We start from the raw sequence: 24,943 nt of genomic DNA, 5'->3' as shown, positions 1-24,943 counted from the left end.
TAAAGTGCTTTTTTGTGTTGGTCAGCAAATCTGTCACTGTATATTATTTTGTGAAATAATAAATTTTAAATTGTCTCACCTATTTGTTATCCGGCCCCTTTTTGGTAATCTATTCTTAGAAGAGGGATTTGTTAAAGAGGGGGAATTTTAAGATGCATGATGTCTTAACTTTTGGATTTCAACAATTTGTAAATGATGTGACCTGGGCTGTCCACCAGTTGCCATTCGCAGTCTTGATTATTGCTTTTGCTGCTGCGTTCGTGGTTAATAGATGTGCGACGATGGCATTGACCGTTGATACCGTTAACGGTAATACATTGACCCGGCTCCGTCGCCGGACAGCTGCGCTAAGCATTGCAACGGGATCAGTGCTTGCGATTGTATTCTTTGCGTCATTGGCACTTAATCTAGCTGAGGTCGCGTTGAATTATTAAACATCAGCCCGAACGTCGCCATCTGGATAGACGTAATAACGCGCAGGTGTCGTATTCGCATCGTTATATAAAATAACACTGTGAGCGCCATAGGGACCGTCTGCTGAGGGTGAGGCAATGGCGGTCATGCCAACTGAATCAGTGATATGTAAATGAGCATAGACCTTCTTGATGTACTGTTGTGTATCAGGAGCGCCGGTGCTCTTTTTTTGTGTTCTCTTAATAGTAGTATCAGCTTGGCCAGCTGTTAAAACGAGCTATGAAGCATCAGTTATCTGCTTAGGATGAGCAATGCGGTAGAGTTGACCACTGCTGAACCCGGCGAGTAGTCCGGCCACCCAGAGTATGGTTAGTAATAAGCGTGCTTTGCGACTCATGAGGTACCTCCAATACTGTTAGCATATAGTCGAAATTTGAATAATATGTGGCGACCGTGTAAAAGTGGTGACTTGACTTGAACCATGGTTTAAGGTGTATAGTATACTCTTGCAATATTGGTTGAGCTACCGAATAACGGAGGTATGTTAAGATGGAAGATTTTCGCTTTGTAAATAAGACGGATATTCGCTTTGGAAAGAACCACATTGACGAGGAATTGCACGACGCTGTTGCGCAATATGGTCAAAATGTTTTGTTGGCTTACGGTGGTGGGTCAATTAAGCGTTCAGGTTTGTATGAGCGTGTGATGAAGGCTTTGGAAGGGTTGAACGTTGTCGAATTGACAGGTATCGCTCCAAACCCAAAGATCGATTCAGTTCGCGAAGGACAACGTTTGGCTAAGGAACACGATATCGATGTTATCTTGGCTGTTGGTGGTGGATCAGTTATTGACGCATCTAAGGTCATTGCATCAGCTAAGTTCTATGATGGTGACGCTTGGGATTTGGTGGCCGACCGCGGTGCCAAGTCACGTCAAAACATTGATCAATTGCCAGTTGTCGACATTTTGACATTGGCTGCAACGGGAACTGAGATGAACCCTGGTTCTGTTATCTCAAACCCAGAGCTAAAGGTCAAGGTTGGTACGTACGGACCAAACACACCCGCTGTGTCATTCTTGGATCCACAATTGACGTACTCAGTTTCTAAGTGGCAAACAGCCGCTGGCTCATTCGACATTTTCTCACACTTGACTGAGCAATATTTCGATCGTGCAAACGATACGGATATTTCAGACGGTATGATTGAAGGCATGATGCGTGCAGTTATCAAGTGGGCGCCAGTTGCTTTGGCAACGCCTGACCACTATGAAGCACGTGCTAACTTGATGTGGGCGTCAACGATGGCCTTGAACGGCTTGGTTCGTTCAGGTAACGTAAACGGCTGGACAGTGCACCCTATCGAGCACGAATTGTCAGCTTACTACGACATCACTCACGGTGTTGGTTTGGGAATTTTGACGCCACGTTGGATGAAGCGTGCTTTGTCAGCTGAAACGGTTGCTAAGTTCGCCCGTTTCGGTCGCAACGTTTGGTCAATTCAAGGCGATGACGATCAAGTGGTTGCTGAAAAGGCAATCCAAGCAACGTATGACTGGATTAAGTCTTTGGACATTCCAATGACGTTGCAAGGTGTCGAAATCACTGATGACACGAACTTCCGTGCAATGGCTGAATCAGCTGTTAAGATTGGTCGTTTGGACCAAGAAGGTGGTTACGTGAACTTGACGGTCGATGATGTTGTGGCTTTGTACCAAGCATCAATGACGACAGATGGTTTCGAAGATTAATTGTTATTAAAAATGCTACATGGCAGTCGAGATGACTGGCCGTGTAGCATTTTTATTTTGCACTTATCATATCTTTGGAATTGGTGTAATATATATGATTGATTTTAATTGATGTTAGATTGTATTGTTATTGGAATAAGGAGTTAGTCAGTTAATGGATGAACATGACGATTTATTGAAACGCGGAAAGAAAGAATCCCTGGATCGACTAAGGGGTGATGAACTAAATGACACGGCGATTAAGAAATTTGTACATGATCATCACGATTTAATGCAATTATTAGCTGATCACGATAAGAAGTAGACTTAAAAATATGAACAGATTAGTGGTCTGGACTTCTATAATTGGGAGATAAGGTTCGTTATGTGGGACATAATTAAAAAGATATTGCTACTGCCATGGGCATTGTTACTGTTTATAGTAACAGCTTGGTTTTACTTGGGGCTATTTCTGTTAGGAATTGGGGTACTAATTGTCCTTTGGGTGCTGATTTCCACGGCGTTTAGCATGTAAAAAACCACCAGGCAAGGAGTACCTGGTGGTGAAAGAAGGCGCGGTGATGGGATTCACCGCGAATCATTATTATGACTGATGTTATTATGCGCGTTAGTTGTGACGAAACTGTTGGGAATTATGGGATTAATCCGGCGTATAATGGTACTACTCGACGGAAGTGAGGACTACCAATGGCAACAATAACTTACCGACAGGCGACCATGGCTGACGCCGATGCCATCTGGCAAATTATTGCAGATGCAAAGGCCGTGATGTCGATTGACCAGAATCCACAGTGGGATAATGGTTACCCATCCCCAGAAATTATCAAAGCAGATATCGCAAAAGGTTATGCGTATGTGTTATTACTTGGCGATGAAGTTGTCGCAACCGCAACCTTATGGCAAGAAAAGGATGTGAACTACCAACGCCTTCAGGGCGGTCGGTGGTTATATCCCACGAAAAGACGTCCATATGCCATTATTCATCGAATGGCGGTATCTTTCCAACATCAAGGCTACCATCTGTCTACAGCGCTATTTACGCACTTATTTGAAACAGCCCGGACGAAAGGACTAACGTATCTGCGCATTGATACCCATGCCAAGAATAAAAAGATGCAGGCAATCATCGCGCGACGTGGCTTTACCTATCGTGGCCAATTAGCTGGTGATCGGGTCGCGTATGATCTTGATTTGGATGCACCTGAGTAAATTAAAGAGAGTGAGACGAGAGGCGTTATATTAAGGGTTCAGCCTTTCGGAACACGTTTAAAAGCCGCCAGTCCTCCGATTTTAAATCGGGAGATTGGCGGCTTTTGAGTCTGAGACAGAGAATTGTGTCCCAGACTTTTTTAGCGTTCGTAGGCAGCCTTGTAAATTGGCATGAAATCAGCCAATTTGAACGCGCCAAATTCAGGTAGGTGGGTTAACAAATCAGTGTACGCCGTTTCAGAACGTTGTGATGCGCCCAACTTAACAAATTCAGTCGCAACAGCTTCAGGCATCCCCGCAGCTGTCATGTTGGCCAAAGCTTGTTCGTCAGAAATTTCAACCCATTTCAACTCAGGCAGGCCCAAGGTCTCACGCAAAGCGGCCACGAGTTCGTCGCCAGTAAACATATCTGAAACGACATAACGAACCGTTTTACCAGCAACTGGGTGCAAAATGGCGTCAACAACGGTCGCTGCGATATCTGCTGGCCAGACGTAGGCATTGCGGTGACTAGCAGGAAAATTATTGATAATGGCTTGTTGATTTTTGATTGTTTGAATGGTGCTCATTAAGTTACCGTAAAACGCTACTGGACGAATGAACGTGATGTCGATTGATAAACTTGCAAGCATCTTCTCGATGATATTGTAAACGTACAAAGCGCCGATTTCAGGACCCTGGTCAGCACCGACACTACTCAAATTAACGACACGGGTCACACCAGTCTTTAGCAAAGCGCTTTTAAACAACTGGCCAACTTTTTCTCCGTGAGCAACTAAGCTACCGTTGGCGCGACCAGTCAACATGAGATAAGCAACGTCAGCACCAGTTAAAGTTGCTACAAGGCTGTCCAAATCAGTGATATCACCAACAACTGCGTGGGCACCCAATTCTGCAATACCCGCAACTCGTTCCGCTGATGAGGTCATTACAGTAACCTCGTGCCCAGCGGCAATTAATTCGGGAATCACAACCCGGTTAATGTTTCCGAGGGATCCAAGCATCGCGATTTTCATAATAATTCTCCTTCACTCTCTTTAAGAGATAGACTTATCTTTAATGTGTAATCAGTATAAGAGATAGACTTATCTTTTGTCAACATTGCCGTTTCAACGTAAAGCGTTTATATTAATAGCATGAAGAAAAAAGACGAGACAAAATATGAGACGATTATTCAGGCTGCCATTAAGATTATTGTGACGGAAGGTGCGGCCAGTCTATCAACGACTAAAGTTGCCAAAGCCGTTGGCATTTCGCAGTCAAATATCTACATTTATTTTAAAAATAAATCAGACATGTTGTTGCAGGTGTTTGAACATGAACAGGCGATTATGCGGCAATCAATCACAACGATGATTACCGCTGAGCCAACGACTGCTGGTCAAGTGCGTGCGTGGTTACGAATGTTGTATCATATCGCGGTAACTAAACCAGACACGTTAACAACTGTGTCACAAATTAAGCAATTACCAGATAGCCCAGTCTTTAACACAACACCTGCCGATCCGGCAGATGCCCAGCAAAATATTGTCGCAGACATGTTGCAAGCAGGTGTTGCAAAGGGCGACTTGCGCAACATGCCAGTCCAGGTATTTATGACGATGGCTTTTAGCACGATTGTGACTTATGTCCGACAACGGGCTTTAACGACGGAAAATGAAGCAGACTTTGACCAAGTATATGCCATGCTTTGGTTAGCGATGAAAGAGGAACGACATGAAGAAAATTGAAAAAGGGACACACTTCGTGACGGAACATCTCGACATGTTCCGTTGTACCGTTGACGGTGAACCCTATGATCACGTAGAAGGCAACAGCTTGGTTTGTGCGCATAACCACCGGCTTGATATCAATAAGAAGGGCACACTCTACTTTTTGAACCACGCGGTGAACACGGAATACGATGATGCTATGTTGGCAGCGCGTCGTCGGGTGCTAACGGCTGGACTATTTGATGGCATTGTCGATGCTGTCAATGAAGCATTGCCAACGACTGCCCAACGCATTATGGATGTCGGTACGGGTGAGGGAACGCCGTTTGCCCGGTTACTTGCGAAGCGTGGCAACATCGACACTGGGATTGGGTTTGATATTTCAAAGGCAGGGGTTAACCTAGCGACGCAGCTTGAGACGGACGCGTTCTTTGCGGTTGCAGATTTGGCGAACTTGCCATTTAATGACGATAGTTTTGATAGTATCGTTGAATTCTTTTCACCAAGTGCGTACGAAGAATTCAAGCGTGTCCTGGCGCCTGAGGGAACGTTGGTCAAAGTCGTACCAGCGTCAGGTTACTTGCATGAATTACGTGAAATGCTTTATCCAGTTGATTCACCAAATCATACTTACAGTAACCAAAAAGTGGTTGATCGCTTTATGGAGAACTATCCTACGGCTACACAAAAAGAAATTTCTTATCAATGGCCAATTCCAGCGGACCTGTATGTTGACCTGTTACACATGACGCCACTTCACTGGGGAGCTCGGCCAGAAGCCCAAGCCGCAGCGGAAGCAACCCCCTTGCCAGCTGTGACAGTTAACGTGGTTGTCTTGACAGTGAAACAGTAATTCACAGCGTGTGGATAAAATAAGCCTTTATCCACAATTTGGGTGTGGAAAAATAGTTGAATGTTCGTTAAAATAGAGAAGTAAACGGCGTTTAACGCGGCTTACGATTATTTTAGTGAGAACGGAGTACAACGCACATGTTTCCAGATCGTCTGCGTGAGTTGCGTAAAGGACGCAATATCACATTGGAAACCTTGGCAGAAGAGATGAATAAGCATCTCGAGCCGGGGCAAAAACCAAATACAGCCGCGCAAATCGGAAACTGGGAGCGTGGTGATCGATCACCATCGTACATTGAAGTACGCAAGTTAGCGGACTTCTTTAATGTATCTATGGATTTTCTGGTTGGTCGCGCCATGTCAGAGAAGACGGATTTGTCTTTGCTGTTCCTGTCAGGTAAGGAAATCGATTTTAACGGTAAGCCTTTGACTGACCAGCAACGGTTTGATATTTTCCAGTATGTTAATTCATACTTGAACCCAGTTTCGTTTACGTCAGATGACGATGTGCGAAGTAACCATCAAGAGAGTCTTTTCTAACCAATTAGAGGAAACGATATGACAACGAACCAAACAATTCGGTTTGGATCTGGCCGACAGCTCACTGAGATAGATTATCTTAGTGAGCTGTTGCCATATTTGGACCGTTATCAAAACATCCCCACCATCAAGCACTTGATTGAACAAGCCGTGGCGACGATTAATGATTTAAATAATGGGCTCTTACCAAGTGCGTTACCGACTATGGAAATCCCAGAGTCGGTGGTGGCAGAATTAGAACAATATGTTTTAAAAACATATCCGAACGACGCCACGAAGGGTAATGCCCTCTGGCAAACTTTGACGGAACCGTTGGCAGACGTTGATTTTATGCTCCGTCATTTGCGAGATGCGTTAATCGAGTACTTTAGTATGTATGCGTATGTGTCGAACGCGTTTATTCAAGATCTGTCAGCGTACACAAATGGTCTACCCGTCCTAGAAATTATGGCGGGCCATGGTTATATTTCGGCTGGACTTCGCGCAGTTTCCCCAGCGCAAACGATTATTGCGACTGACAATGAGGACTGGCGTACGCAACCAGATCCAACGACTGCCAAGCCAGTTACTGACGTTGAAAACTTAGATGCGATTGCGGCGTTGGATAGTTACGGCGAAAACGTGGCCACCGTGATTATGAGTTGGGCGCCCGATACCACGGACGCTGACTGGCAAGTCTTACAGTATATCCGCGATAACCGATATCGCTTTGATTTTGATTTATTGGTCATCGGCGAAAAAGATGGTGCGACGGATTCAGATGTCTTTTGGCAAGAGGCGACGTTACATGAAGTGGCGGCATTAAATGCTCACCACACGTCATTTGATTTAATTGATGAACGTGTCTACGTTGTTGAATAGTGATGATATTGACAGTTATCTAACGCCAATTAGGTGTTGGATAACTGTTTTTTTAATTGACATGCGTCAGATCAATTGCCGGAATTCCGGAGCAGGGTTAACTAACGTGTTATAATGACTTTTTGTAATTATTGTTGAGATGAGGTAGTAACGATGGAACAATCGGAGACTTATACTGAGCGTCAAAAGATGGGGGTCTTGGCGTTATCTACTGTGGTACTTGGGGTAATTGTGGGACTGAGTTCTGTCGTACTAAGTCTATTTTTAGATGTGATTGAGCATTTCTTCTTGGGGTTTGAGGAGAATACGTTGGTGCCTGTTGCCATTCATGCAGCTGGGACGCAACGCTTGTTGTCAGTCACAATTGGTGGAATTATTGCGGCTGGTTTGTGGTTCATTGTGCAAACGAAGATGAAGCCAACAGTAGGGATTAATAAAGCACTTGAAGGTGAGACGATGCCATTGGGTGCGTCAATCCTTCACGCTGTTACTCAGGTATTTTATGTGGCAACCGGTGGTTCAGTTGGGCGTGAACTAGCGCCACGTGAAATGGGTGCCTTGCTTGCCCAACGTTGGGAAATGCTATTGGCCAAGTGGCACCTTGATACGTTAACAGCAGATGACCGTCGCTTGTTGATTGCCGCAGCAGCCGGCGCTGGTTTCGCGGGAATCTATATTGCGCCGATTACGGGAATGCTGTTTGCGGTGGAGATTCTGCACAAGAACGTATCGAAGCGTTCCGTATCAGTTAGTTTAGGTATGTCATTGATTGCCATGTTAGTTGGTGCGTCAATCAAGGGCTTTCACCCCTATTATTTTGTGGCTGATCGGCATTTTGATTTGAAGATGTTGCCATTCGTTATTGTGGTTGGCCCAATTATGGGAATTGCGGGAGCCTATTTCCGCAAGGCGTTCCAGTGGGCAGGCGGCAAGGCGAAAGCTAAGCGAGTGCAAGTTTTGTGGCAACTGCCATTAGCCGCCCTTGCAACGGGTATCGTGGCCTACTTCTTCCCACAGATTATGGGAAATGGGCGTGGTCTAGCTGAATTGGCGATTAACAATGAAAGCACGAAGCTGATTGGGATGCTCGCAATTGGCATGATTTTGAAAGCGGTCATTACAGTCTTCACGCTGAAAGCGGGTGCCTATGGTGGTACGCTGGCGCCATCGATTGGAATTGGTGGATCATTTGGTGCCATCTTGGGCTTTGTCTACGTCATGATGATGCCAGGCGCATCGATTGATCAGGCGGCGGTTATCGGGGCAACGGCTTTGTTGTCAGCCTCGCAACAAGCGCCACTGATGGCATTGTTTATGATGTTTGAAGTGACGCACATGGATTACTCAGCGCTTTTGCCAATGGGACTATCGGTTGTTTTGGCGATTACAACGTCTAAGTTAATTTTGAAAAAATAACAGACAAACGGAATTACGTCAGGGGATGATGTAATTCCGTTTTTTGTTACATCAAACATAATGCTAAGTAGTGGGGATAATTTGTACCACCTTAACAATGATATTCGACTGTGATATTTGTCGCCGATTTGCTATCGATACGATATTATCGTGGGTCACCGATTTAGCTATACTCAAATCAAATCGCGGGGAGGATGATCAATGTTTACATATCAGGAAAATAAGGTCGGACTCAGCAAGTGGGGTGCTCTTACACTGCTGTCCCTATTGGTCGGCCAATTTTGGATAAATACAAGTCAAATGCGGGCAACAATGGGGACTGATGGTGTCTTGCGTGAACATCAATCCATGTTGATCGGGTTGGCGCTGGTGATGTATGTGTTAACGACCTCATTGCTAGGCGTTATTTTGTGGGGTGCACTCATGCTTGTGCGACCTCAACGGAAATTGACGTTGAGTGGCGTCCTGTTATGTAATCAACTTGTGTGGCTGCCATTTGGTGTTGAAAGCGTCGTACTACTGTTGATGCGCCAACAAGAGAGGGTAATGAGTGTCGAAATCGTATTGTCACTATTGGCAATCGGGTTGTTCGGATGGCTGATGTGGCAATTGAAAATTTTGCGAACTTGGTGGCAGTTTACGATTATTGCAATTATCATGGCCACCATTGCCTTTACGCCAAATGTTCTAAGTTGTGCGTAAATGAAAAAGACTCAGCACAATCGCGCTGAGTCTTTTTGGAAATATCTAGATAAATTGTTCAGACAACGCCAAGAATTCGTCGATGTCTTTCTTAACCAAATCGGCACCGGCTTGCCAGAAGTCTGGCTTTGTCAAATCGACACCTAGGTGCTTTTGGGCTAATTCTTCGGTTGACATGTTAGCTGTATCGCGTAGCAGGGCAATGTACGCTTCTTCAAAATTAGCTTGCGTTTGTGCCCAAGCGTAAATGCTTTGGCTGAACAAGTAACCGAATGTGTATGGGAAGTTATAGAATGGCACATCATCAATGAAGAAGTGCAACTTTGATGCCCAGAAGTGTGGGTGACGCTTATCCAAAATACCATCAAAGGCAACTTGTTGGGCGTTATCCATCAGTTCGTTCAAACGGGCAGCTGGCACAAAGCCGTTAGCGCGTTCTTTGTAGAAGTTATCCTCGAAGATGAATCGAGCGTGAATGTTCAAGAACATCGCGATTGGGTTGGTCATCTTGGCATCAAGCAACACGACCTTTTCTGCATCAGTCTTGGCTGCTTGAACATTAGCATCCGCAATCAGCATTTCGGCAAACGTTGAGGCTGTCTCAGCAACGTTCATCGCATAACCGTCACGCCAAACAGGTAAGTCGGTCAAGACAGAAGAGTGGAAACCGTGCCCAATTTCGTGCGCGATGGTAGCCGCGTCGTTAACCGATCCTGTGAACGTCGTGATAATCCGTGACTCGTGAATATCAGGCACACTTTCCATCCAAGCACCAGGCGTCTTACCAGGGCGGTCTTCGGCTTCAATCCATTGATTTTCAAAGGCATGTTGCGCGAAGGCGGCCATCTTTGGTGAGTACTTACCAAAGTTTTTAATCACAAAGGCTGCTGCTTCATCATATGTCAGGGTAGTTGGCTGATAATCACCTAAGTTGGTAATCGGTGCGACTTGATCTTGCCAACCGATTTCATCCAAACCAAGTAAAGCTTTCTTACGGTCAAAGTAGGCTTTGAACATGTGCTTGTTATCATCAACCATTTGCCACATGGCATCCAACGTGGCACGTGACATGCGGTTCAACTCAAGCGGTTGTTCCAAATGATCAGCATACCCATGGGCATGTTGCTCTGTTAGACGTGAACCGGCTAAGTGATTAATGGTATCGGCGGCCAAGTTTTCAGCCGTGCCCCACATCTTTTCATAATTAGCCATAATGTTCGCTCGAACTGTGTTATCAGGATAACCATCCAGTTGGTTCAATGCTTGACCGGCTGACAAAGCTTGTTCCGCCCCGTTTTCGTCAGTGTACGTCATGCTTAGACCTGCTGAAATCGTGTCGTAGTGTTCAGACCAGGCTTGCAAACCATCCAACCGCAAGTTATTTAGCAATTCCTCAGCACGGTCGTCGAGCAAACGTGACGCGTCATCGCGTAACTCATTCAAATGGAACGCCACATCATTAACGCCTGGCAATGTCAGGACCTTCGCAAAAGTGTCGTCGTCAAATGATGTCAACAACTTAGCGAAGGCGTTTAAAGGTGCCTGATAAGCCACGTCAAGTTGTGACACCTTAGTTTGATATGGGCGATACACAGGATTGGTGTAATCAGCTGAGTATAATGCGTTCACGAATAGGGCAACCGTTCCCAAACCAGAACGGATTGTCTGAGCGGCATCAACTAACGCAATAAACTGACTGAAATCAGTATCTGTGAATCGATCATAGGCGGTAACGTCAGCAGCGAATTGTTTGATTTGTTCGTCAAGCAACGTGAGCTTGGCAGCAAACTCAGGTGATGTAATACCACCAGGGTAAATTGGGTCAAGATCCCAGTTTAATGAATAGGCCATAGGTACTCCTTGTGTTTCTCATTGTTTTCTAATAGTTTAGCACACAATCTTGAGTGTTGATGATAATATTGTTGGAAAGCTATCAAAGTGGGGGATGAAATAATGAAGGATGAGATTTATCATCGTGCGTTCGGTGTGTATGGTATCTACTATCGACAGGAACAAGGGTTATTAGTTATTTCGAAAACAAGCGGGCCGTATGCGAATCGGTTAGATTTACCTGGTGGCAGCATGGCAGAGGGCGAGGGACTTGATGATACGCTACGCCGTGAATTCTTAGAAGAAACCGGTATGCAGTTGATAAACTATCAGCAACTAGGCATTACTAGTTTTCGATATCCGTGGCGCTTTGAAACGTTTACGATGAATAATCATATTGCCGTATTCAACCTGGTGCAGCAGGTGCATGGTAACATTGCTGAAAAAGTTCGAGAATTTCCGGGCCAAGATTCAAAAGGGGCACTGTTTGTAAAACTCGCAGATATAACACCAGAAAATTCGTCGCCGTTGGTACTGAAGGCTAAGAAATTCATCCAAAATAATGAATTCGATTTTGCCGATACAATTTTGCAAGAATGGCAAGTACTTTAAATGGGAGTTGTTGCGCTGTCAAACCTTTACAAAACCTAAGTGAAACACAGACAGAATAATGACAATTTGCGCGTAAACTGAAGTTACTAAAAACAAGTGGATAAGTGGCTTGTAGATACCAGTGGGGGACGATGTGATGCGAAAGAGTATGCGTGTGTTTGGTATTTTATTGGTAGCAGTATGGGTGTTAGGGGCGACTGTATCGATTGCGACGCAAAACGTACAGCGACCAACGCACTCGACGGCCAACTGGCAAACCCAATCGATTTGGGAGCGTGAGCAAGCTTATAGCGATCGCATGGGGGATGCGTGGTTTAGTCAGAAGTAGCGTACAGTAATTTAAGCTCAAGTTAAATGGCATTTGAGCAAAGGAATTGATTGATCATTGTCGGCAATCTGTTCAAATACCAGTGTGTCAAATGTTACTGACAAGCCAATTGTTTTAGACATGAGCTCATGGGCCAGCTGGTCTAACTGTGACTTCGTTTGATTGCGTGCAATCGTAATATGAGGCGTGAAAGGAATATCGCGTCTTTGAAATGGCTCAAAATACGACAATGAATATAATGCTTGATGCAATTTCTTTAGGCTGTTTTCTGGATCATCCAAGACGAGCAATAGGTTGTGATAGTCATAATCAGGTAATAAATGTGTTGTGAAAAAAGTGGTTTCAGGCAATGTTTGAATTATTTCTTGAATATCCGTCAGCATACTTGTTTGCAACTGAGGCAATGGTTGGGGGAATACTAGTGATAGATGAGCTGGAACAAAATCAGCTAGAGAGTCGTAATGTGATCGAATAGTGTCCAATTCGGTTGAGTGGGTTGTTAACATAATAGAAACTTGCATCTGAAACGCTCCTTAACTAGTGCTGGCTTGGAACTTAGAGGGATTAGACTAACAGTCTTAATAGATATGACGATAAATTTTGGGTCGATTATATACAGGACCCTTGAAGGATGTCTACCGCTTGATAGATATGGGGTAAAAAATTAAAGCCTGAGAAACGCCGTCATAACAAGGATGCAACTTAAATTTGCGCAAAAATAACATTGAATTGCTAGGTGCATCAATGATGATTTGTCATAATTTAGTTACCAAAAGTTAAGGGGGCAAGATGATGGATATTGTATTTGCACAACAGTTGACGAACCTGCGCAAACAGAAGGGGTTATCGCAGCAACAGTTGGCCGATAAACTCTACATGACACGACAGGCGGTTTCGAAGTGGGAGACTGGAGAGTCTTCACCTGATTTGAATCGTATGCAGGAAATTGCAGACATTTTGGATGTATCGGTGCAAGTGTTATTATTTGGTACTCAGGTCGAACCGGGTAAAACGTCATTTCGCGATAAAGTGAGTGAATATATGCAGCAAGATGAGGCCGATAAAGATTGGCATCAAAATCACCGGTGGCGTCAGTGGCAATATAGTCCAATCACAAATGGGTGGGAATTTTTAGCTCGGTATTATTGGTTGCTGTTTGCACTGATTGGCATGATTGGTTGGTTCACATTGCAATATTTGAAGTAAATCCTTGGCGAGGCATAATCGAATGGTTATGCCTTTTTATTATGATTAACGGGGTATACCTTTTATTTTTCATGTATCTTCCCTATAATGGACAGGTTGCAATTATTTGTTTAATAAATATAGGGAGATTTGCGAAATGGCAAAGCAAAAGAAGCGCTGGTCAACATCGCGCAAAGTAATCACATGGCTAGTTAGCATCATTGTGGTTTTGATTGTGCTCGTTGTAGCAGCTGGTGGCTACTTCTTCCACGTTGCTGAAGTCCGTGCGAAGAAGGATTTCGTCGGTAGTGGCGTATTAACGAAGAAGGATCCATTATACAAACAACAAGAAGCCTGGTTTGATTTGGATGCTCAGACGTGGCATTTGACTGCTAAGGATGGCACGAAGTTAGTTGGTAACTATGTGCCTGCTGCGAAGAAGACGAATAAGACCGCGATTGTGATTCACGGGTTTGGTGTTGATCACAAGGCAATGGCGCCATACGGTGAAATGTTCCACCGCATGGGGTACAACGTCTTGATGCCAGATGATCGTGCGGCCGGAAAGTCTGGTGGGAAGTACATTGGTTTTGGTTACCTTGATGCCAAGGACTACAAGCAATGGATTAACCAAGTGATTAGTAAGAATGGTCAAGATAGCGATATCACGGTTATGGGTGCTTCAATGGGGGCGGCTACGACCATGATGCTATCTGGGATGAACCCACCTAAGCAAGTTTCAGCTTACATTGAAGACGCAGGTTATACGTCTGTTGCGGATGAAATTTACTACCAAGCTGGTGATATGTACGGCATGCCAAATTGGTTGGCCAAGGGGCTAGTGCCGATTGTATCAACCTACTCAAAGGTGATGGCTGGTTATGATTATTTTGAAGCTAGCTCAGTTAAGTTACTCGCCAAGAATACACGACCAATGTTGTTTATTCACGGTGGTAATGATACGTTTGTGCCAACGAAGTATTTGAACCAAGTGTACAAAGCGTCAAATGGTCCAAAGGAAAAGTACTTGGTGCCAGGCGCTAAGCACGTCCAATCATATGCGACTAATCCAGCGAAGTATGAGCAAAAGGTTGCTGATTTCCTGGCTAAATATGATAAGTAAAATCATGTAAGTGAAGCGCTACACGTTGTTGTGTAGCGCTTTTTGTTACGCTACACTGGGAAATGCCGTTTTAGAGAGCGGTGTATTGTGTGAGGAGATATTATTTATGGATGAACAGCAAAAGTCACCACTATTGGTGCCTGGAATTGTGATGATGGGGATGATTTTACGAATTCCCTTTACGTCAATTCCGCCAGTTATTAGCGATGTTGCGAAGGGACTTGGCGTATCAGTCAGTTCGCTTGGTATTTTAACAACAATTCCCTTATTAAGCTTTGCGATTGTTTCACCGTTTGCGCCAAAGTTTGGTCAAAAATGGGGAATCGAGAAGTCGTTTGCTATTTTTGTTTTGTTGATGGCAATTGGTTCATTGATGCGAATTGCGTCAATGCCATTGCTGTTCTTGGGGACGGTGTTAATCGGGGTCGGCATTGCGACGTTGAACGTGTTGTTGCCTAGTGCAGTTGTTGCCAACTTTCCAACAAAAATTGGGCGCTATACGTCAACGTATTCGTTAGCGATGACAATTGCCACTATCTTGGCGTCATCACTAGCGGTGCCAATTGTTAAGGCCACGAATTGGCAGACACTGATTATGATTTTGTCAGTGATTATTGTGATTGCGTTTGTGGTTTGGTTACCCAACGTTAAGCACAACCACGTCTTGGAGGCACGACCAAAAGACGGGGCGCATACTTCAATTTGGCGCAATAAGCGTGCTTGGTATTTGTTGGCCTATGGTGGTTTACAATCGCTGTATTACTACACGGCCATGGCTTGGTTACCAACAATGGCGCAACAAACGGGTTTGTCGGCCGAAGCAGCTGGTTACTTATCAGGAATCTTTACGCTGATTACATTGCCACTGACGTTTGTGTTGCCAACCGCGTTTACTCGTTGGGGCAACCAAACCCGTCGTTGGGTGATGGTCGGCTTTTCAGCATTAGCGTTTATTGGTGTGGGTATGATGCTCTTTAATGGCCATGGGTTCCTGTTTTGGTTGGTTGTTAACCTATTGATGGGCTTCTCTGGTGGGGCGCTGTTCCCGTACTTGTTAACGATGTTCTCAGTTAAGACAACGACCCCAACCCGAACGGCGGAATTGTCAGGAATGGCCCAATCAGGGGGATACCTATTGGCAGCCTTTGGACCAACGCTATTCGGTTACGGTTTTGGACTATGGCATAGTTGGACGATTCAACTGATTGTGTTAATGGTGTTAATTATTTTGATGGCATTGGCTGCCTGGATGGTTGAAAAAACAGATATTATTGCTTAAACAAAAGAGCTGCGTATGACGATAATCATGAGCAGCTCTTTTATTATTCTTCGAATTCACCTTCAAGATACGTGAATGTTTCAGCGACACTTGGCATCAAAGCCAAATGCGATAATCCTTCACGTGTCACAAATTCTGCATCGATGGCCGTTTCAAACCAGGCCACCATATCGTCCCAAAAGCCGGCAATGTTAACTAAGATGATTGGCTTTTCGTAATATCCTAGCTTGGTCCAGGACATCACTTGGCCCAATTCTTCTAAGGTACCCATGCCGCCAGGCAAAAAGACGAATGCATCCGCTTGATCAAACATCATCCGTTTGCGGGTATCCATGTCAGGAACGTCAATGTGGGTCATTTGTAACTCATGACCGGCTTCTTCTGGTAGAAAACTACTAGGCCGAATACCGGTCACGTCGGCCCCGGCGTTAATCGCATTAACAGCGACTTCGCCCATTAAACCGCTTTTAGAACCGCCATAGACTAATGACCAGCCATGTTCGGCGATACCGTGCCCCATGGCTGCGGCCGCTTCATGGAATTCTTCTAGATGACCGTATTGAGCGCCCATAAAAACGCCGATTGTATGTGTTGTCATGTCATACTCCCCCAAGTACTTTGCTTTTATAATTAGTGCCTTTATCTTACAATGGTTTATAGACTAAAACTTTGAAGATTATCAGGATGTCTGACACCTGAAGATAGAAAGAGGTTCACATGGCTGAACATTATTACACGGCGAACCCAAGTGTTGCGCACGACGAGCACACTTGGGCATTCCCGCTTTTTGAACATTCCTTAACGTTTACGACTGACGCAGGTGTCTTTTCTAAGTCTACCGTAGATTTCGGGACACGAACAATGCTAGAAGCGTTTGATCAAGATATTCCAGCTGGCAAAATTTTGGATTTGGGTGCTGGTTACGGCCCAGTATCGATTGCTTTGGCAACGGTGATGCCTGATCGTGAATTTGTTGCGGCTGAAATTAATGAGCGTGCCGCTGAATTGGTAAAGCGTAATGCCCAAAAGAATGGCGTGTCAGATCGTATCGACGTGGTGTTATCAGACCGTTATTCTGGGGTTGATGGTAAGTTTGCTGCGATTTTAACGAATCCACCGGTTCGAGCAGGTAAGGAAATTGTGTCAGATATGATTGCTGGGGCAAAGGATTATCTGGTTGATGGTGGTACGTTGACCGTGGTCTTGCAGAAGAAACAAGGCGCGCCATCAGCGAAGGCATTGATGACAGAAACGTTTGGTAATGCCGCAACTATCGCGAAGAACAAGGGTTACTATATTTTGGAGAGCGTATACCATGAGCGAGCTGACGCCTGAACAAGTTGATTATTTCATGGGTGAGGCCATCAAGGAAGCCAAGAAGGCCGGTGCATTAGGTGAAGTGCCGATTGGCGCGGTGGTTGTACAACACGGTGAGATTATTGGACGTGGCTTTAATTTGCGTGAACGGTTAGAAGATGCTAGTCAACACGCCGAGTTACAAGCCATCACGGAAGCAAACCGGCTGGTGAAGTCATGGCGTCTGCCTGATGCCCAATTGTTTGTCACACTAGAACCATGCATTATGTGCGCTGGTATTATTCAACAGTCGCGGATTAGTGATGTCTACTATGGTGCCGAAGATCCGAAGGCTGGCGCTGTTCACTCAATGTATCACATCTTAGAAGATGAACGTTTGAATCACCAAGTGCATGTACATCAAGGGATTCGTGAACAGGAATCTGGGGATATGTTGCGTAATTTCTTTCGCGAGATTCGTAAGCAAAAGAAGGCGGAAAAGAAAGCGCGCCGCGCGGCTGAGTTAGCTGCGCAAGAAACCCCTAATGCATTTGCAGAAAAGTAATGCACCTGCTATAATATTGTTTGTGGGGCAAGTGTGCACTTCGAACCGTGTCAGGGTCGGAAGGCAGCAGCACTAAGGAGACCGTGCATTGTGCTTCACTTCTTATGAACTTTAATCGCTAACCGATGCTAATCGGTTGGCGTTTTTTTTACTTTTTTCTGGTAATATAAGAGTAGGAAATATTCTTAGTTGACTGTCTAAATTGACAGTGTTGAAAGGGGTCACACACAATGGCGTATCAGGCGTTGTACCGGACATGGCGTCCGCAAAAATTTAGCGATATGATCGGTCAAGAAGTCGTGACCAAGACGTTGAAAAACGCTATCATGACGGGCCAAACAACGCACGCGTACTTGTTTAACGGCCCACGTGGAACGGGAAAGACATCTGCGGCCAAGATTTTTGCCAAAGCCATTAATTGTTTGAATCCAATTAATGGTGAACCCGATGGTGTTTGTGCCATGTGCCAAGCAGCGGATAATGGTACGTTGGGGGATGTTATTGAATTGGACGCCGCATCAAATAACGGTGTTGACGAAATTCGTGAGATTCGTGAAGATGTGAATTACGCCCCAACGCAAGCGAAGTACAAGGTCTACATCATTGATGAGGTCCACATGTTGTCGACAGGGGCGTTTAATGCGTTGCTGAAGACTTTGGAAGAACCACCAGCTAACGTCATTTTCATTTTAGCTACGACGGAACCACAAAAAATTCCAGCCACAATCATTTCACGTACGCAACGCTTTGATTTTAAGCGAATTGATGCGAAGGCAGCGTACGATCGTATGACGTACATCTTGGATCAACGAGGTGATACTTACGATGAAGCGGCCATTCGCGTGATTGCTAACGCTGCTGATGGTGGGATGCGTGACGCGTTGAGTATTCTAGATCAGGCGCTCTCGTTTGGGGATGGCCATGTTACGCTAGAAAATGCGTTGTTAGTGACAGGTTCAGTTACCCAAACATTATTGGGTGAGTACGTACAAGCTGTTGTGCAGCAAGACACCAAGGCGGCCTTAGCGAAGTTATCTGAAGTGTTGTCAGCTGGTAAAGATGCTAGCCGTTTTGTTGAAGATCTGATTAGCTATGCACGTGATTTGTTGTTGCATACTGAAGCGCCAGAATTAATCAGTATTGTCCCGGATGATATTTTTAAAGCATTAGCGAGTGATACACCTGCAACTGTTTGGTACCGGATGATTGATACGCTGAATGATACGCAGCAACAACTACGCTATACAAATCGACCAAGTATCTACCTGGAAGTGTTGACGGTTAAGTTAAGTCAGCCATTGCCAACAACGGCACCAGTGACTGTTGAACGCGTATCAGCAACCCAAGTTGTCGCTGAGCCAAAGCCACAGCCACAACGCCCACAAGCCGTGACACCAGCGCCAGCTCAGTCAACAACGCCAGCACCGGTTAGTGAGGCGCCAGTTTCGGATCTAACAGGTGAACCAGCAAGTATGGCACCGGAAGTTAATGAAACGCCGGTAGCTCAGCCAGTACCAAGTCGGGTAGCGCCACGTGTGAGTGATGATCAGGCAGCGGTGTTTAGCGTTTTGAGTGCCGCGACGCGCGGTGACTTAGACCGGGTGGTTGCCGTCTGGGCAGACATGGTGAATATGTTACCAGTACCGCAACAAGCGATGCTGAATGTGGCGCGTCCAATTGCGGCGTCACCAGAAGGATTGGTTGTCGGTTTTGATTTTGATGTCATCAAGTCAAACGCGATGCGTAATGCGGAGCTACTGAACACGATGGTGACACAAATTCAAAATTTGACCCAGGCACAACATGAACGCCAATTGGTCTTTGTTAATGCCGAAGAGTGGCCTAAGATGCGTGCGGCCTTTGTGGCACAACGTAAGGGCACTGCCCAAACGACAGCTACCCAACAGCAGGTTGAGACACAAACAGCCACCGCTGTGGCGGATGATTTAGCTAGCTTAACGGCGATGGACGTCGCCTCGGAAGCTGAAGTTGGACCAGCACCAGTGGTTGCGGAAGCTGAACGTCTGTTTGGTAGTGATATTGTTGAAGAAATAGATGATTAATTAAGTTAGAAAAGAGGGACCAGATATGTTTGGTGGACAAAATATGCAATCAATGATGAAGCAAGTTAAGAAGATGCAAGAGCAAATGCAAAATGAGCAAGAAGCAATTGCAGCAACGGACTATACGGGCCACGCACCTTCAGATGTTGTGTTGGCAACGTTCAACGGTAACCGCGAATTGAAGGACTTGCAAATCAACCCAGAAATTGTCGATGCTGACGATGTCGATGGTATGTCAGATATGATTTTGGTGGCTGTTAACGATGCCTTGCAACAAATCGAGGCCGACCAACAAAAGCGTTTGGGGCAATATGCCCCAAAGGGAATGTTCTAAGAGACAACGCACTTATAGAGAAAGAAGGCGTGTAACGTGCAATATCCAGAACCAATTGCTAAACTAATTGATAGTTACACTAAGTTGCCCGGGATTGGTATCAAGACCGCAACTCGCTTGGCTTTCCACACGATTGATATGCAGGAAGAAGACGTGACAGGCTTTGCCCAATCGTTGATTTCAGCAAAGCGTGATTTAAGCTTTTGCTCAATCTGTGGTAATTTAACGGAAACACAACCATGTGCCATTTGCTCTGATCCAACGCGTGATCAAAGCCAAGTGTTGGTAGTTGAAGAAGTCCGTGACTTAATGGCCATTGAAAATACGGGTGAGTACCGCGGTTTGTACCACGTACTGCACGGTGTCTTGTCACCTTTGTCTGGTAAGGGACCTGATGACATTAATATTGAGTCATTGGTTACGCGCCTACAAAAAGACGAAGACATTCAAGAAGTTATTGTGGCAACGAATGCTAACGCTGAAGGTGAAGCGACAGCCATGTACTTGTCACGTTTGTTGAAGCCAGCTGGGTTGACGGTGTCACGTTTGGCAACCGGACTATCAGTTGGTAGTGACATTGACTATGCGGATGAGATTACCTTGATCAAGGCCGTGGAAGGAAGGACGAAGCTTTAATGTTTAACTTGTTTAAGCGCCCTAAGGTGGATACGAAAGCATATGATGAACAGCTATCGCAAGCTATCGATCGTGCTAAGTTTGACTATGAAAAGGCGAAAATGTCAGAAGTTGCCATGTTTGAAAGCGATGTTGATCCACGATTGAATAAAGCTGAAACAGATAAAGCGCGACAAAAGTATTTCTTCCTCCTACGGGCAGCACGGCATCGTGATATGAAGGGGCATTGGTCAACGGCCTTTGTACACCCTGAGTTGTAGTTAGGATTGGGAAGAGGAGAAGAGTTATGAGCGATAAGACTTATTCAAACGCTGAATTTGGTGCAATCATTGCCAAGAATACGCAATGGTCAGACGCTAATGCAAAGTGGGTGAAGGAACGTTTAATTGATAATTCACGGCTATTGCCAGACCACGGTAGCAAGTGGTCTGAGAAGCGCATTGCGAATTATTTGTTTGAGTTGGCGTTCGTAAAGCCAGAGAATATTGATTGGTCAATCTAGTTGAATTGGTTGAGCAGTTTAGGTTGAATACCTAAACTGCTCTTTTTTTGCTATAATATAGTACAAAACAAAAAGTGAGAGTGGTGACAACGATGGCTGGAACATTTATTTCGTTTGAGGGACCCGATGGAGCTGGTAAGACGTCTGTACTGCGTGCAATCGTCGCTCGGCTACAACCGGTATTGGGAGAGCGTCTGTTGTTAACGCGTGAACCTGGTGGGACGGGAAACAAAATTGCAGAGGCTATCCGTGATTTGGTGTTAGACCCGGCAAATACCGAGATGGATAAGAAGACGGAGGCATTGTTATATGCAGCGTCACGTCGGCAACACTTGGTTCAGACGATTTTACCAGCACTTGCGGCTGATAAAGTTGTGATTACGGATCGCTATGTCGACAGTTCGATTGCCTATCAAGGTGGCGGTCGCGAAATTGGTACCGATGCGGTTACGGCGATTAACGACTTTGCAATCGAAGGGATGATGCCAACGGCAACGGTATACTTAGATATCCGGCCGGAAGTCGGTCTCAATCGCATTCAAACGACTCGTCAAGACGAAGTGAATCGTTTGGATGTAGAGGCGTTATCATTCCACCAACGGGTTTCTGAAGCTTACCATGCGCTAGCAGCGAAGGATCCAGAACGCTTTTTGATAATTGATGCAGAACAAAATCTAGATGCGGTGATTGCTGACACATGGGCAGCATTAGCACCGGTACTCGGTTTAAAGGACTAGGAGGTTCGGCTTATGAAGATGGTTATCGCGATTGTGCAAGATAAAGATGCGAACAAGTTAGGATTAGAATTTGTTAAGGCCAATGTGCGTGCCACGCGTTTGGCAACTTCAGGTGGCTTCCTCCGTTCAGGAAACACAACGTTTATGGTCGGAATTGAAGATGACCGTGTGGCTGAGGTGTTAGAGATTATCAAAGAGACGTCACACACGCGTAAGCAATTTATGACGCCAGCGGTTAGTTTGGATGTTTCAATGGAGTCAACGGCCACAACGCCGATGGAAGTTCAAGTTGGTGGGGCTACGGTGTTTGTTCAAGATATTGAACAATTCCACCGCTTCTAAGGAGTGCAGATGGACGCCAAAGAATTAATTGCACAGGCAAATGCGCAACAACCGCAATTAATTGCGCAATTCAAACAGGCGGTGGCAAGTGACCAACTTGCCCACGCCTTTTTGTTTACTGGACCACGTGGCCGTGGCCAAGGGCTAGTAGCGGATTGGCTAGCAATGCGCCTGATGTGTCGTAACGTGACGGCGGATGGTCAACCAGATGGGATGTGTGATCAATGCCAACGCATTGCGTCTAATGAACACCCGGATGTGATTCAATTAGCGCCTGATGGCAATAGTATCAAAGTCGATCAAGTCCGCTTCTTGCGGGATGAGTTTACCAAGACCGCGGTTGAAGGTAACCAAAAAGTCTTTATCGTCGCAGGCGCTGATACGATGACAAGCAGCGCAGCGAACGGGTTATTGAAGTTTATCGAGGAACCAGTTGGGCAACAAACAGCGATTTTGATTGCTGAAAATCGCGCACAAATTTTGCCGACGGTTGTGTCACGTACCCAGGTAGTTGATTTTCCAGCATTAGGGCCCGAACAGATGCAGGCATCATTAATGGCGGTCGGTTTCAATGCAACCCAGGCTGAGTTAGTCCGGACGCTCACTGACAGTAGCGAGGTGGCAGCTGAATGGTTGGTTGATGATTGGTTTCAACAAGCTGAGCAGGCCGTGGGTAACCTGGTGACAGCGACACTCAAGAAAGACGATACTGCCTTTACAATGGTGCAAACGAATTTGGTGCCGTTAGCTGGTGAACCAGATCGGGCACGCGTCTTGCTCGCGATGATGGCGCAAGCTTGGCGTGACATTCTACTGAGCCGAACGGGTGATGTACCAGTGCGTTTTTCAGCTGGTAGTACCTGGCAACGTGACGGCCAACGCTATACGACGGCCACGTTGTTAGCCGTCCTTGATATCGTCTTAGCTGCACCACAACGATTACAAAAGAACATTAATTTCCAAACAACGGTTGAATCAACGGTTTTGGAAAGTCAATTTAAGTTAGCAGGTTTATCATGAATCAACAAAAGAGTTTTGCCACACATACCACGGGTACGCTGTATCTAGTACCAACGCCCATTGGAAATCTGGGTGACATGACCGTGCGTTCAATTGACACGTTGAAAGCGGTCGCGGTGATTGCGGCCGAAGATACCCGTCATACGCAACAATTGTTGAATCAATTTGATATTCAAACCAAACAAGTGTCGTTCCATGAACACAATAAGGAGACGCGTATTCCAGAATTGGTGGCGCGTTTGGCCGCTGGTGAGGATGTTGCGCAGGTTTCTGATGCCGGGATGCCATCTATTTCTGATCCGGGACACGAATTGGTTAAGGCAGCGGTGGCCCAAAATATTCCGGTTGTACCGTTGCCAGGAGCGAGTGCAGGTATTACGGCGTTGATTGCCTCAGGCCTTGCACCGCAACCGTTCATGTTTTATGGCTTTCTAGCTCGCAAGCCAAAGGAACAACTAGCGGAACTACAGAATCTTAATAGCCATACGGAAACGATGATTTTTTATGAAGCACCGCATCGTTTGCCCAAAACGCTGCAAACAATTGTGAAGGCGTTTGGTCCCGAACGTCAGGTTGTTTTAGCGCGTGAGCTAACGAAGCGCTACGAGGAATTCTTGCGTGGTACAGCGCAAGAGTTGGCGGATTGGGCAAACGAAAATGAAGTGCGAGGGGAATTTGTGATGATGGTGTCGGGAAATGATAACCCGGTTACCGAAGCAGATGATGACCCACTCGCCGATATGACACCAGTGCAAGCGGTCCGTGCTCTGGTTGAATCAGGCATGAAAGCCACGGCGGCTGTGAAGCAAATTGCTAAGGCCCGTGACTTGGACCGACAAGCCTTGTACTTGGAATACCAAGGAGAAATTTAGAACAATGGCAGAAATTTACAGTATGCAACACCAAGTGCTGTACTACGAAGCAGATGTAACAGGTAAGTTGAGCTTACCAATGATTTTTAATCTAGCTGTCCTGAGCTCAACCCAACAAAGCGTTGATCTTGAGGTGGGACCGGATTTTGTCCACGCGCAAGGAATTGGTTGGATTATTCTACAGCACATGGTTGAAATTAATCGCCGACCAAAAATCGGTGAGAATTTAACGTTGCAAACATTGGCTAAGGAGTTTAACCCCTTCTTTGCCAAGCGTATGTACCGCATTCTTGATGAAGCGGGTAATGTGCTCGTTGAAATTGATGCGTTGTATGCCATGATTGATATGGAACGTCGCCGCATGGCCCGTATTCCGCAAGAAATGGTGGATGCTTATGAACCGGAACGGGTGAAGAAGATTCCACGTCAACCAGAGCCACAACATATGATTGCTGATATTCCAGTGGATGTGACGCAAGAATATGTGGTGCGCTATTTGGATATCGATTCAAACCAACACGTGAATAATTCAAAGTACTTTGACTGGATTCAAGACGTGTTGGATCACGATTTTGTGAAGACTCATGAACCCAAGCGCTTGAACATTAAGTACGAGCACGAAGTTTTGCTGGGTGACACGATTAAGTCAGAAGCCCAAACGTTGGAAGATGCCACGATTCACCGCATTTGGTCAGGGGATACCTTGTCAGCCGAAGCGGCAATCGAATGGACGGACGCTGAAAATTAAGCTAAACTAAGAAGTA

General features: G+C 45.5%; 31 protein-coding genes and 1 other RNA gene. 28 read left to right on the top strand and 4 right to left on the bottom strand.

Translation table 11 applies throughout. The annotated features are described in order from the left end of the window. The first annotated feature begins 152 nt into the window (after nucleotides 1-152). The 4 genes from ESE_RS0100495 (at nucleotide 153) to ESE_RS0100470 (ending at nucleotide 3,372) form a co-directional block, all read left to right on the top strand. Nucleotides 153-434 (top strand): hypothetical protein, encoded by a 282-nt coding sequence (locus ESE_RS0100495; protein ID WP_010369513.1) that lies wholly within the window; start codon nucleotides 153-155, stop codon nucleotides 432-434. A 529-nt stretch (nucleotides 435-963) separates the two neighbouring features. Next, on the top strand, nucleotides 964-2,163 hold the full coding sequence (locus ESE_RS0100485; RefSeq protein WP_010369504.1) for an iron-containing alcohol dehydrogenase: 1,200 nt from the start codon (nucleotides 964-966) through the stop codon (nucleotides 2,161-2,163). A gap of 154 nt (nucleotides 2,164-2,317) precedes the next feature. Next, complete coding sequence (locus ESE_RS12200) at nucleotides 2,318-2,467, top strand: hypothetical protein (protein ID WP_010369502.1); 150 nt, start codon at nucleotides 2,318-2,320, stop codon at nucleotides 2,465-2,467. A 383-nt stretch (nucleotides 2,468-2,850) separates the two neighbouring features. Beyond that, nucleotides 2,851-3,372 (top strand): GNAT family N-acetyltransferase, encoded by a 522-nt coding sequence (locus ESE_RS0100470; protein WP_010369498.1) that lies wholly within the window; start codon nucleotides 2,851-2,853, stop codon nucleotides 3,370-3,372. 140 nt (nucleotides 3,373-3,512) lie between these two features. On the opposite strand, the gene ESE_RS0100465 is transcribed toward ESE_RS0100470, so the two are convergent. Further along, complete coding sequence (locus tag ESE_RS0100465) at nucleotides 3,513-4,388, bottom strand: NmrA family NAD(P)-binding protein (protein WP_010369495.1); 876 nt, start codon at nucleotides 4,386-4,388, stop codon at nucleotides 3,513-3,515. Between the two features lie 120 nt (nucleotides 4,389-4,508). Between ESE_RS0100465 and ESE_RS0100460 the strand changes: the two genes are divergently transcribed. The 6 genes from ESE_RS0100460 to ESE_RS0100435 all read left to right on the top strand — a co-directional run bounded on the left by ESE_RS0100460 (nucleotide 4,509) and on the right by ESE_RS0100435 (nucleotide 9,455). After that, nucleotides 4,509-5,102 (top strand): TetR/AcrR family transcriptional regulator, encoded by a 594-nt coding sequence (locus tag ESE_RS0100460; protein ID WP_010369492.1) that lies wholly within the window; start codon nucleotides 4,509-4,511, stop codon nucleotides 5,100-5,102. Beyond that, nucleotides 5,089-5,937: a methyltransferase domain-containing protein gene (locus ESE_RS0100455; protein WP_010369490.1), complete on the top strand. Its 849-nt coding sequence runs from the start codon at nucleotides 5,089-5,091 to the stop codon at nucleotides 5,935-5,937. Before ESE_RS0100460 ends, ESE_RS0100455 begins: the two co-directional genes overlap by 14 nt. Before the next feature lie 137 nt (nucleotides 5,938-6,074). After that, a complete protein-coding gene (locus ESE_RS0100450; RefSeq protein WP_010369488.1) occupies nucleotides 6,075-6,476 on the top strand; it encodes a helix-turn-helix domain-containing protein in 402 nt (133 codons plus the stop codon). Between the two features lie 18 nt (nucleotides 6,477-6,494). Beyond that, the gene (locus ESE_RS0100445; protein ID WP_010369485.1) at nucleotides 6,495-7,337 is read left to right on the top strand and encodes a hypothetical protein; all 843 of its coding nucleotides are present in this window, start codon (nucleotides 6,495-6,497) and stop codon (nucleotides 7,335-7,337) included. Between the two features lie 153 nt (nucleotides 7,338-7,490). Beyond that, nucleotides 7,491-8,753: a chloride channel protein gene (locus ESE_RS0100440; protein ID WP_010369481.1), complete on the top strand. Its 1,263-nt coding sequence runs from the start codon at nucleotides 7,491-7,493 to the stop codon at nucleotides 8,751-8,753. A 201-nt stretch (nucleotides 8,754-8,954) separates the two neighbouring features. Beyond that, nucleotides 8,955-9,455 (top strand): hypothetical protein, encoded by a 501-nt coding sequence (locus ESE_RS0100435; RefSeq protein WP_010369478.1) that lies wholly within the window; start codon nucleotides 8,955-8,957, stop codon nucleotides 9,453-9,455. 45 nt (nucleotides 9,456-9,500) lie between these two features. On the opposite strand, the gene ESE_RS0100430 is transcribed toward ESE_RS0100435, so the two are convergent. Next, nucleotides 9,501-11,306 (bottom strand): M3 family oligoendopeptidase, encoded by a 1,806-nt coding sequence (locus ESE_RS0100430; protein ID WP_010369475.1) that lies wholly within the window; start codon nucleotides 11,304-11,306, stop codon nucleotides 9,501-9,503. Nucleotides 11,307-11,408: 102 nt separating this feature from the next. Here ESE_RS0100430 and ESE_RS0100425 point away from each other — a divergent pair, with 102 nt between their 5' ends. Both ESE_RS0100425 and ESE_RS0100420 read left to right on the top strand, forming a co-directional pair. Next, nucleotides 11,409-11,897, top strand: a complete 489-nt coding sequence (locus tag ESE_RS0100425) for an NUDIX hydrolase (RefSeq protein WP_010369473.1) — start codon at nucleotides 11,409-11,411, stop codon at nucleotides 11,895-11,897. A 136-nt stretch (nucleotides 11,898-12,033) separates the two neighbouring features. Then, the gene (locus ESE_RS0100420; protein ID WP_010369470.1) at nucleotides 12,034-12,225 is read left to right on the top strand and encodes a hypothetical protein; all 192 of its coding nucleotides are present in this window, start codon (nucleotides 12,034-12,036) and stop codon (nucleotides 12,223-12,225) included. A 17-nt stretch (nucleotides 12,226-12,242) separates the two neighbouring features. On the opposite strand, the gene ESE_RS0100415 is transcribed toward ESE_RS0100420, so the two are convergent. Beyond that, nucleotides 12,243-12,746 carry a 2'-5' RNA ligase family protein gene (locus ESE_RS0100415; protein WP_010369466.1) on the bottom strand — a complete coding sequence of 168 codons (504 nt, stop codon included), beginning with the start codon at nucleotides 12,744-12,746 and terminating at the stop codon, nucleotides 12,243-12,245. A gap of 268 nt (nucleotides 12,747-13,014) precedes the next feature. Here ESE_RS0100415 and ESE_RS0100410 point away from each other — a divergent pair, with 268 nt between their 5' ends. The 3 genes from ESE_RS0100410 to ESE_RS0100400 all read left to right on the top strand — a co-directional run bounded on the left by ESE_RS0100410 (nucleotide 13,015) and on the right by ESE_RS0100400 (nucleotide 15,812). Then, nucleotides 13,015-13,431: a helix-turn-helix domain-containing protein gene (locus tag ESE_RS0100410; RefSeq protein WP_224159022.1), complete on the top strand. Its 417-nt coding sequence runs from the start codon at nucleotides 13,015-13,017 to the stop codon at nucleotides 13,429-13,431. Nucleotides 13,432-13,567: 136 nt separating this feature from the next. Next, nucleotides 13,568-14,533: an alpha/beta hydrolase gene (locus ESE_RS0100405; protein ID WP_010369460.1), complete on the top strand. Its 966-nt coding sequence runs from the start codon at nucleotides 13,568-13,570 to the stop codon at nucleotides 14,531-14,533. A gap of 106 nt (nucleotides 14,534-14,639) precedes the next feature. Beyond that, complete coding sequence (locus ESE_RS0100400) at nucleotides 14,640-15,812, top strand: CynX/NimT family MFS transporter (RefSeq protein WP_010369457.1); 1,173 nt, start codon at nucleotides 14,640-14,642, stop codon at nucleotides 15,810-15,812. 43 nt (nucleotides 15,813-15,855) lie between these two features. Here ESE_RS0100400 and ESE_RS0100395 read toward each other — a convergent pair whose 3' ends face one another. Beyond that, the gene (locus ESE_RS0100395) at nucleotides 15,856-16,410 is read right to left on the bottom strand and encodes an LOG family protein (protein WP_010369454.1); all 555 of its coding nucleotides are present in this window, start codon (nucleotides 16,408-16,410) and stop codon (nucleotides 15,856-15,858) included. 119 nt (nucleotides 16,411-16,529) lie between these two features. Here ESE_RS0100395 and ESE_RS0100390 point away from each other — a divergent pair, with 119 nt between their 5' ends. From ESE_RS0100390 to ESE_RS0100335, 13 genes are all read left to right on the top strand, one after another. Next, a complete protein-coding gene (locus ESE_RS0100390) occupies nucleotides 16,530-17,147 on the top strand; it encodes a class I SAM-dependent methyltransferase (RefSeq protein ID WP_010369451.1) in 618 nt (205 codons plus the stop codon). Then, nucleotides 17,128-17,673, top strand: a complete 546-nt coding sequence (gene tadA / locus ESE_RS0100385; protein ID WP_010369448.1) for a tRNA adenosine(34) deaminase TadA — start codon at nucleotides 17,128-17,130, stop codon at nucleotides 17,671-17,673. The genes ESE_RS0100390 and tadA overlap by 20 nt, the downstream gene beginning before the upstream one ends. Before the next feature lie 19 nt (nucleotides 17,674-17,692). Beyond that, nucleotides 17,693-17,778: signal recognition particle sRNA small type (ffs, locus tag ESE_RS12005), an RNA gene on the top strand. Between the two features lie 125 nt (nucleotides 17,779-17,903). Next, on the top strand, nucleotides 17,904-19,736 hold the full coding sequence (gene dnaX / locus ESE_RS0100380) for a DNA polymerase III subunit gamma/tau (RefSeq protein WP_010369445.1): 1,833 nt from the start codon (nucleotides 17,904-17,906) through the stop codon (nucleotides 19,734-19,736). A 25-nt stretch (nucleotides 19,737-19,761) separates the two neighbouring features. After that, the gene (locus tag ESE_RS12130; RefSeq protein ID WP_010369442.1) at nucleotides 19,762-20,070 is read left to right on the top strand and encodes a YbaB/EbfC family nucleoid-associated protein; all 309 of its coding nucleotides are present in this window, start codon (nucleotides 19,762-19,764) and stop codon (nucleotides 20,068-20,070) included. Between the two features lie 36 nt (nucleotides 20,071-20,106). Further along, nucleotides 20,107-20,706, top strand: a complete 600-nt coding sequence (gene recR, locus ESE_RS12125) for a recombination mediator RecR (RefSeq protein WP_010369438.1) — start codon at nucleotides 20,107-20,109, stop codon at nucleotides 20,704-20,706. Further along, nucleotides 20,706-20,966, top strand: coding sequence for a YaaL family protein (locus tag ESE_RS0100365; RefSeq protein WP_010369435.1), 261 nt, complete (start codon nucleotides 20,706-20,708; stop codon nucleotides 20,964-20,966). The genes recR and ESE_RS0100365 overlap by 1 nt, the downstream gene beginning before the upstream one ends. Before the next feature lie 26 nt (nucleotides 20,967-20,992). Next, nucleotides 20,993-21,208 (top strand): hypothetical protein, encoded by a 216-nt coding sequence (locus ESE_RS0100360; protein ID WP_010369432.1) that lies wholly within the window; start codon nucleotides 20,993-20,995, stop codon nucleotides 21,206-21,208. Between the two features lie 92 nt (nucleotides 21,209-21,300). Then, nucleotides 21,301-21,945, top strand: a complete 645-nt coding sequence (gene tmk, locus ESE_RS0100355; protein WP_010369429.1) for a dTMP kinase — start codon at nucleotides 21,301-21,303, stop codon at nucleotides 21,943-21,945. 12 nt (nucleotides 21,946-21,957) lie between these two features. Then, the gene (locus ESE_RS0100350) at nucleotides 21,958-22,287 is read left to right on the top strand and encodes a cyclic-di-AMP receptor (RefSeq protein WP_010369426.1); all 330 of its coding nucleotides are present in this window, start codon (nucleotides 21,958-21,960) and stop codon (nucleotides 22,285-22,287) included. A 9-nt stretch (nucleotides 22,288-22,296) separates the two neighbouring features. Then, nucleotides 22,297-23,307, top strand: a complete 1,011-nt coding sequence (gene holB / locus ESE_RS0100345) for a DNA polymerase III subunit delta' (protein ID WP_010369423.1) — start codon at nucleotides 22,297-22,299, stop codon at nucleotides 23,305-23,307. Beyond that, on the top strand, nucleotides 23,304-24,179 hold the full coding sequence (gene rsmI, locus ESE_RS0100340; protein ID WP_010369420.1) for a 16S rRNA (cytidine(1402)-2'-O)-methyltransferase: 876 nt from the start codon (nucleotides 23,304-23,306) through the stop codon (nucleotides 24,177-24,179). Before holB ends, rsmI begins: the two co-directional genes overlap by 4 nt. Before the next feature lie 4 nt (nucleotides 24,180-24,183). Beyond that, on the top strand, nucleotides 24,184-24,927 hold the full coding sequence (locus tag ESE_RS0100335; protein ID WP_010369418.1) for an acyl-[acyl-carrier-protein] thioesterase: 744 nt from the start codon (nucleotides 24,184-24,186) through the stop codon (nucleotides 24,925-24,927). Nucleotides 24,928-24,943 lie beyond the last annotated feature (16 nt).

It is taken from the genome of Weissella cibaria KACC 11862 (assembly GCF_000193635.1).
In the GTDB taxonomy this organism is placed as follows: domain Bacteria; phylum Bacillota; class Bacilli; order Lactobacillales; family Lactobacillaceae; genus Weissella; species Weissella cibaria.
This window is presented reverse-complemented; position numbering and strand designations above follow the sequence as displayed.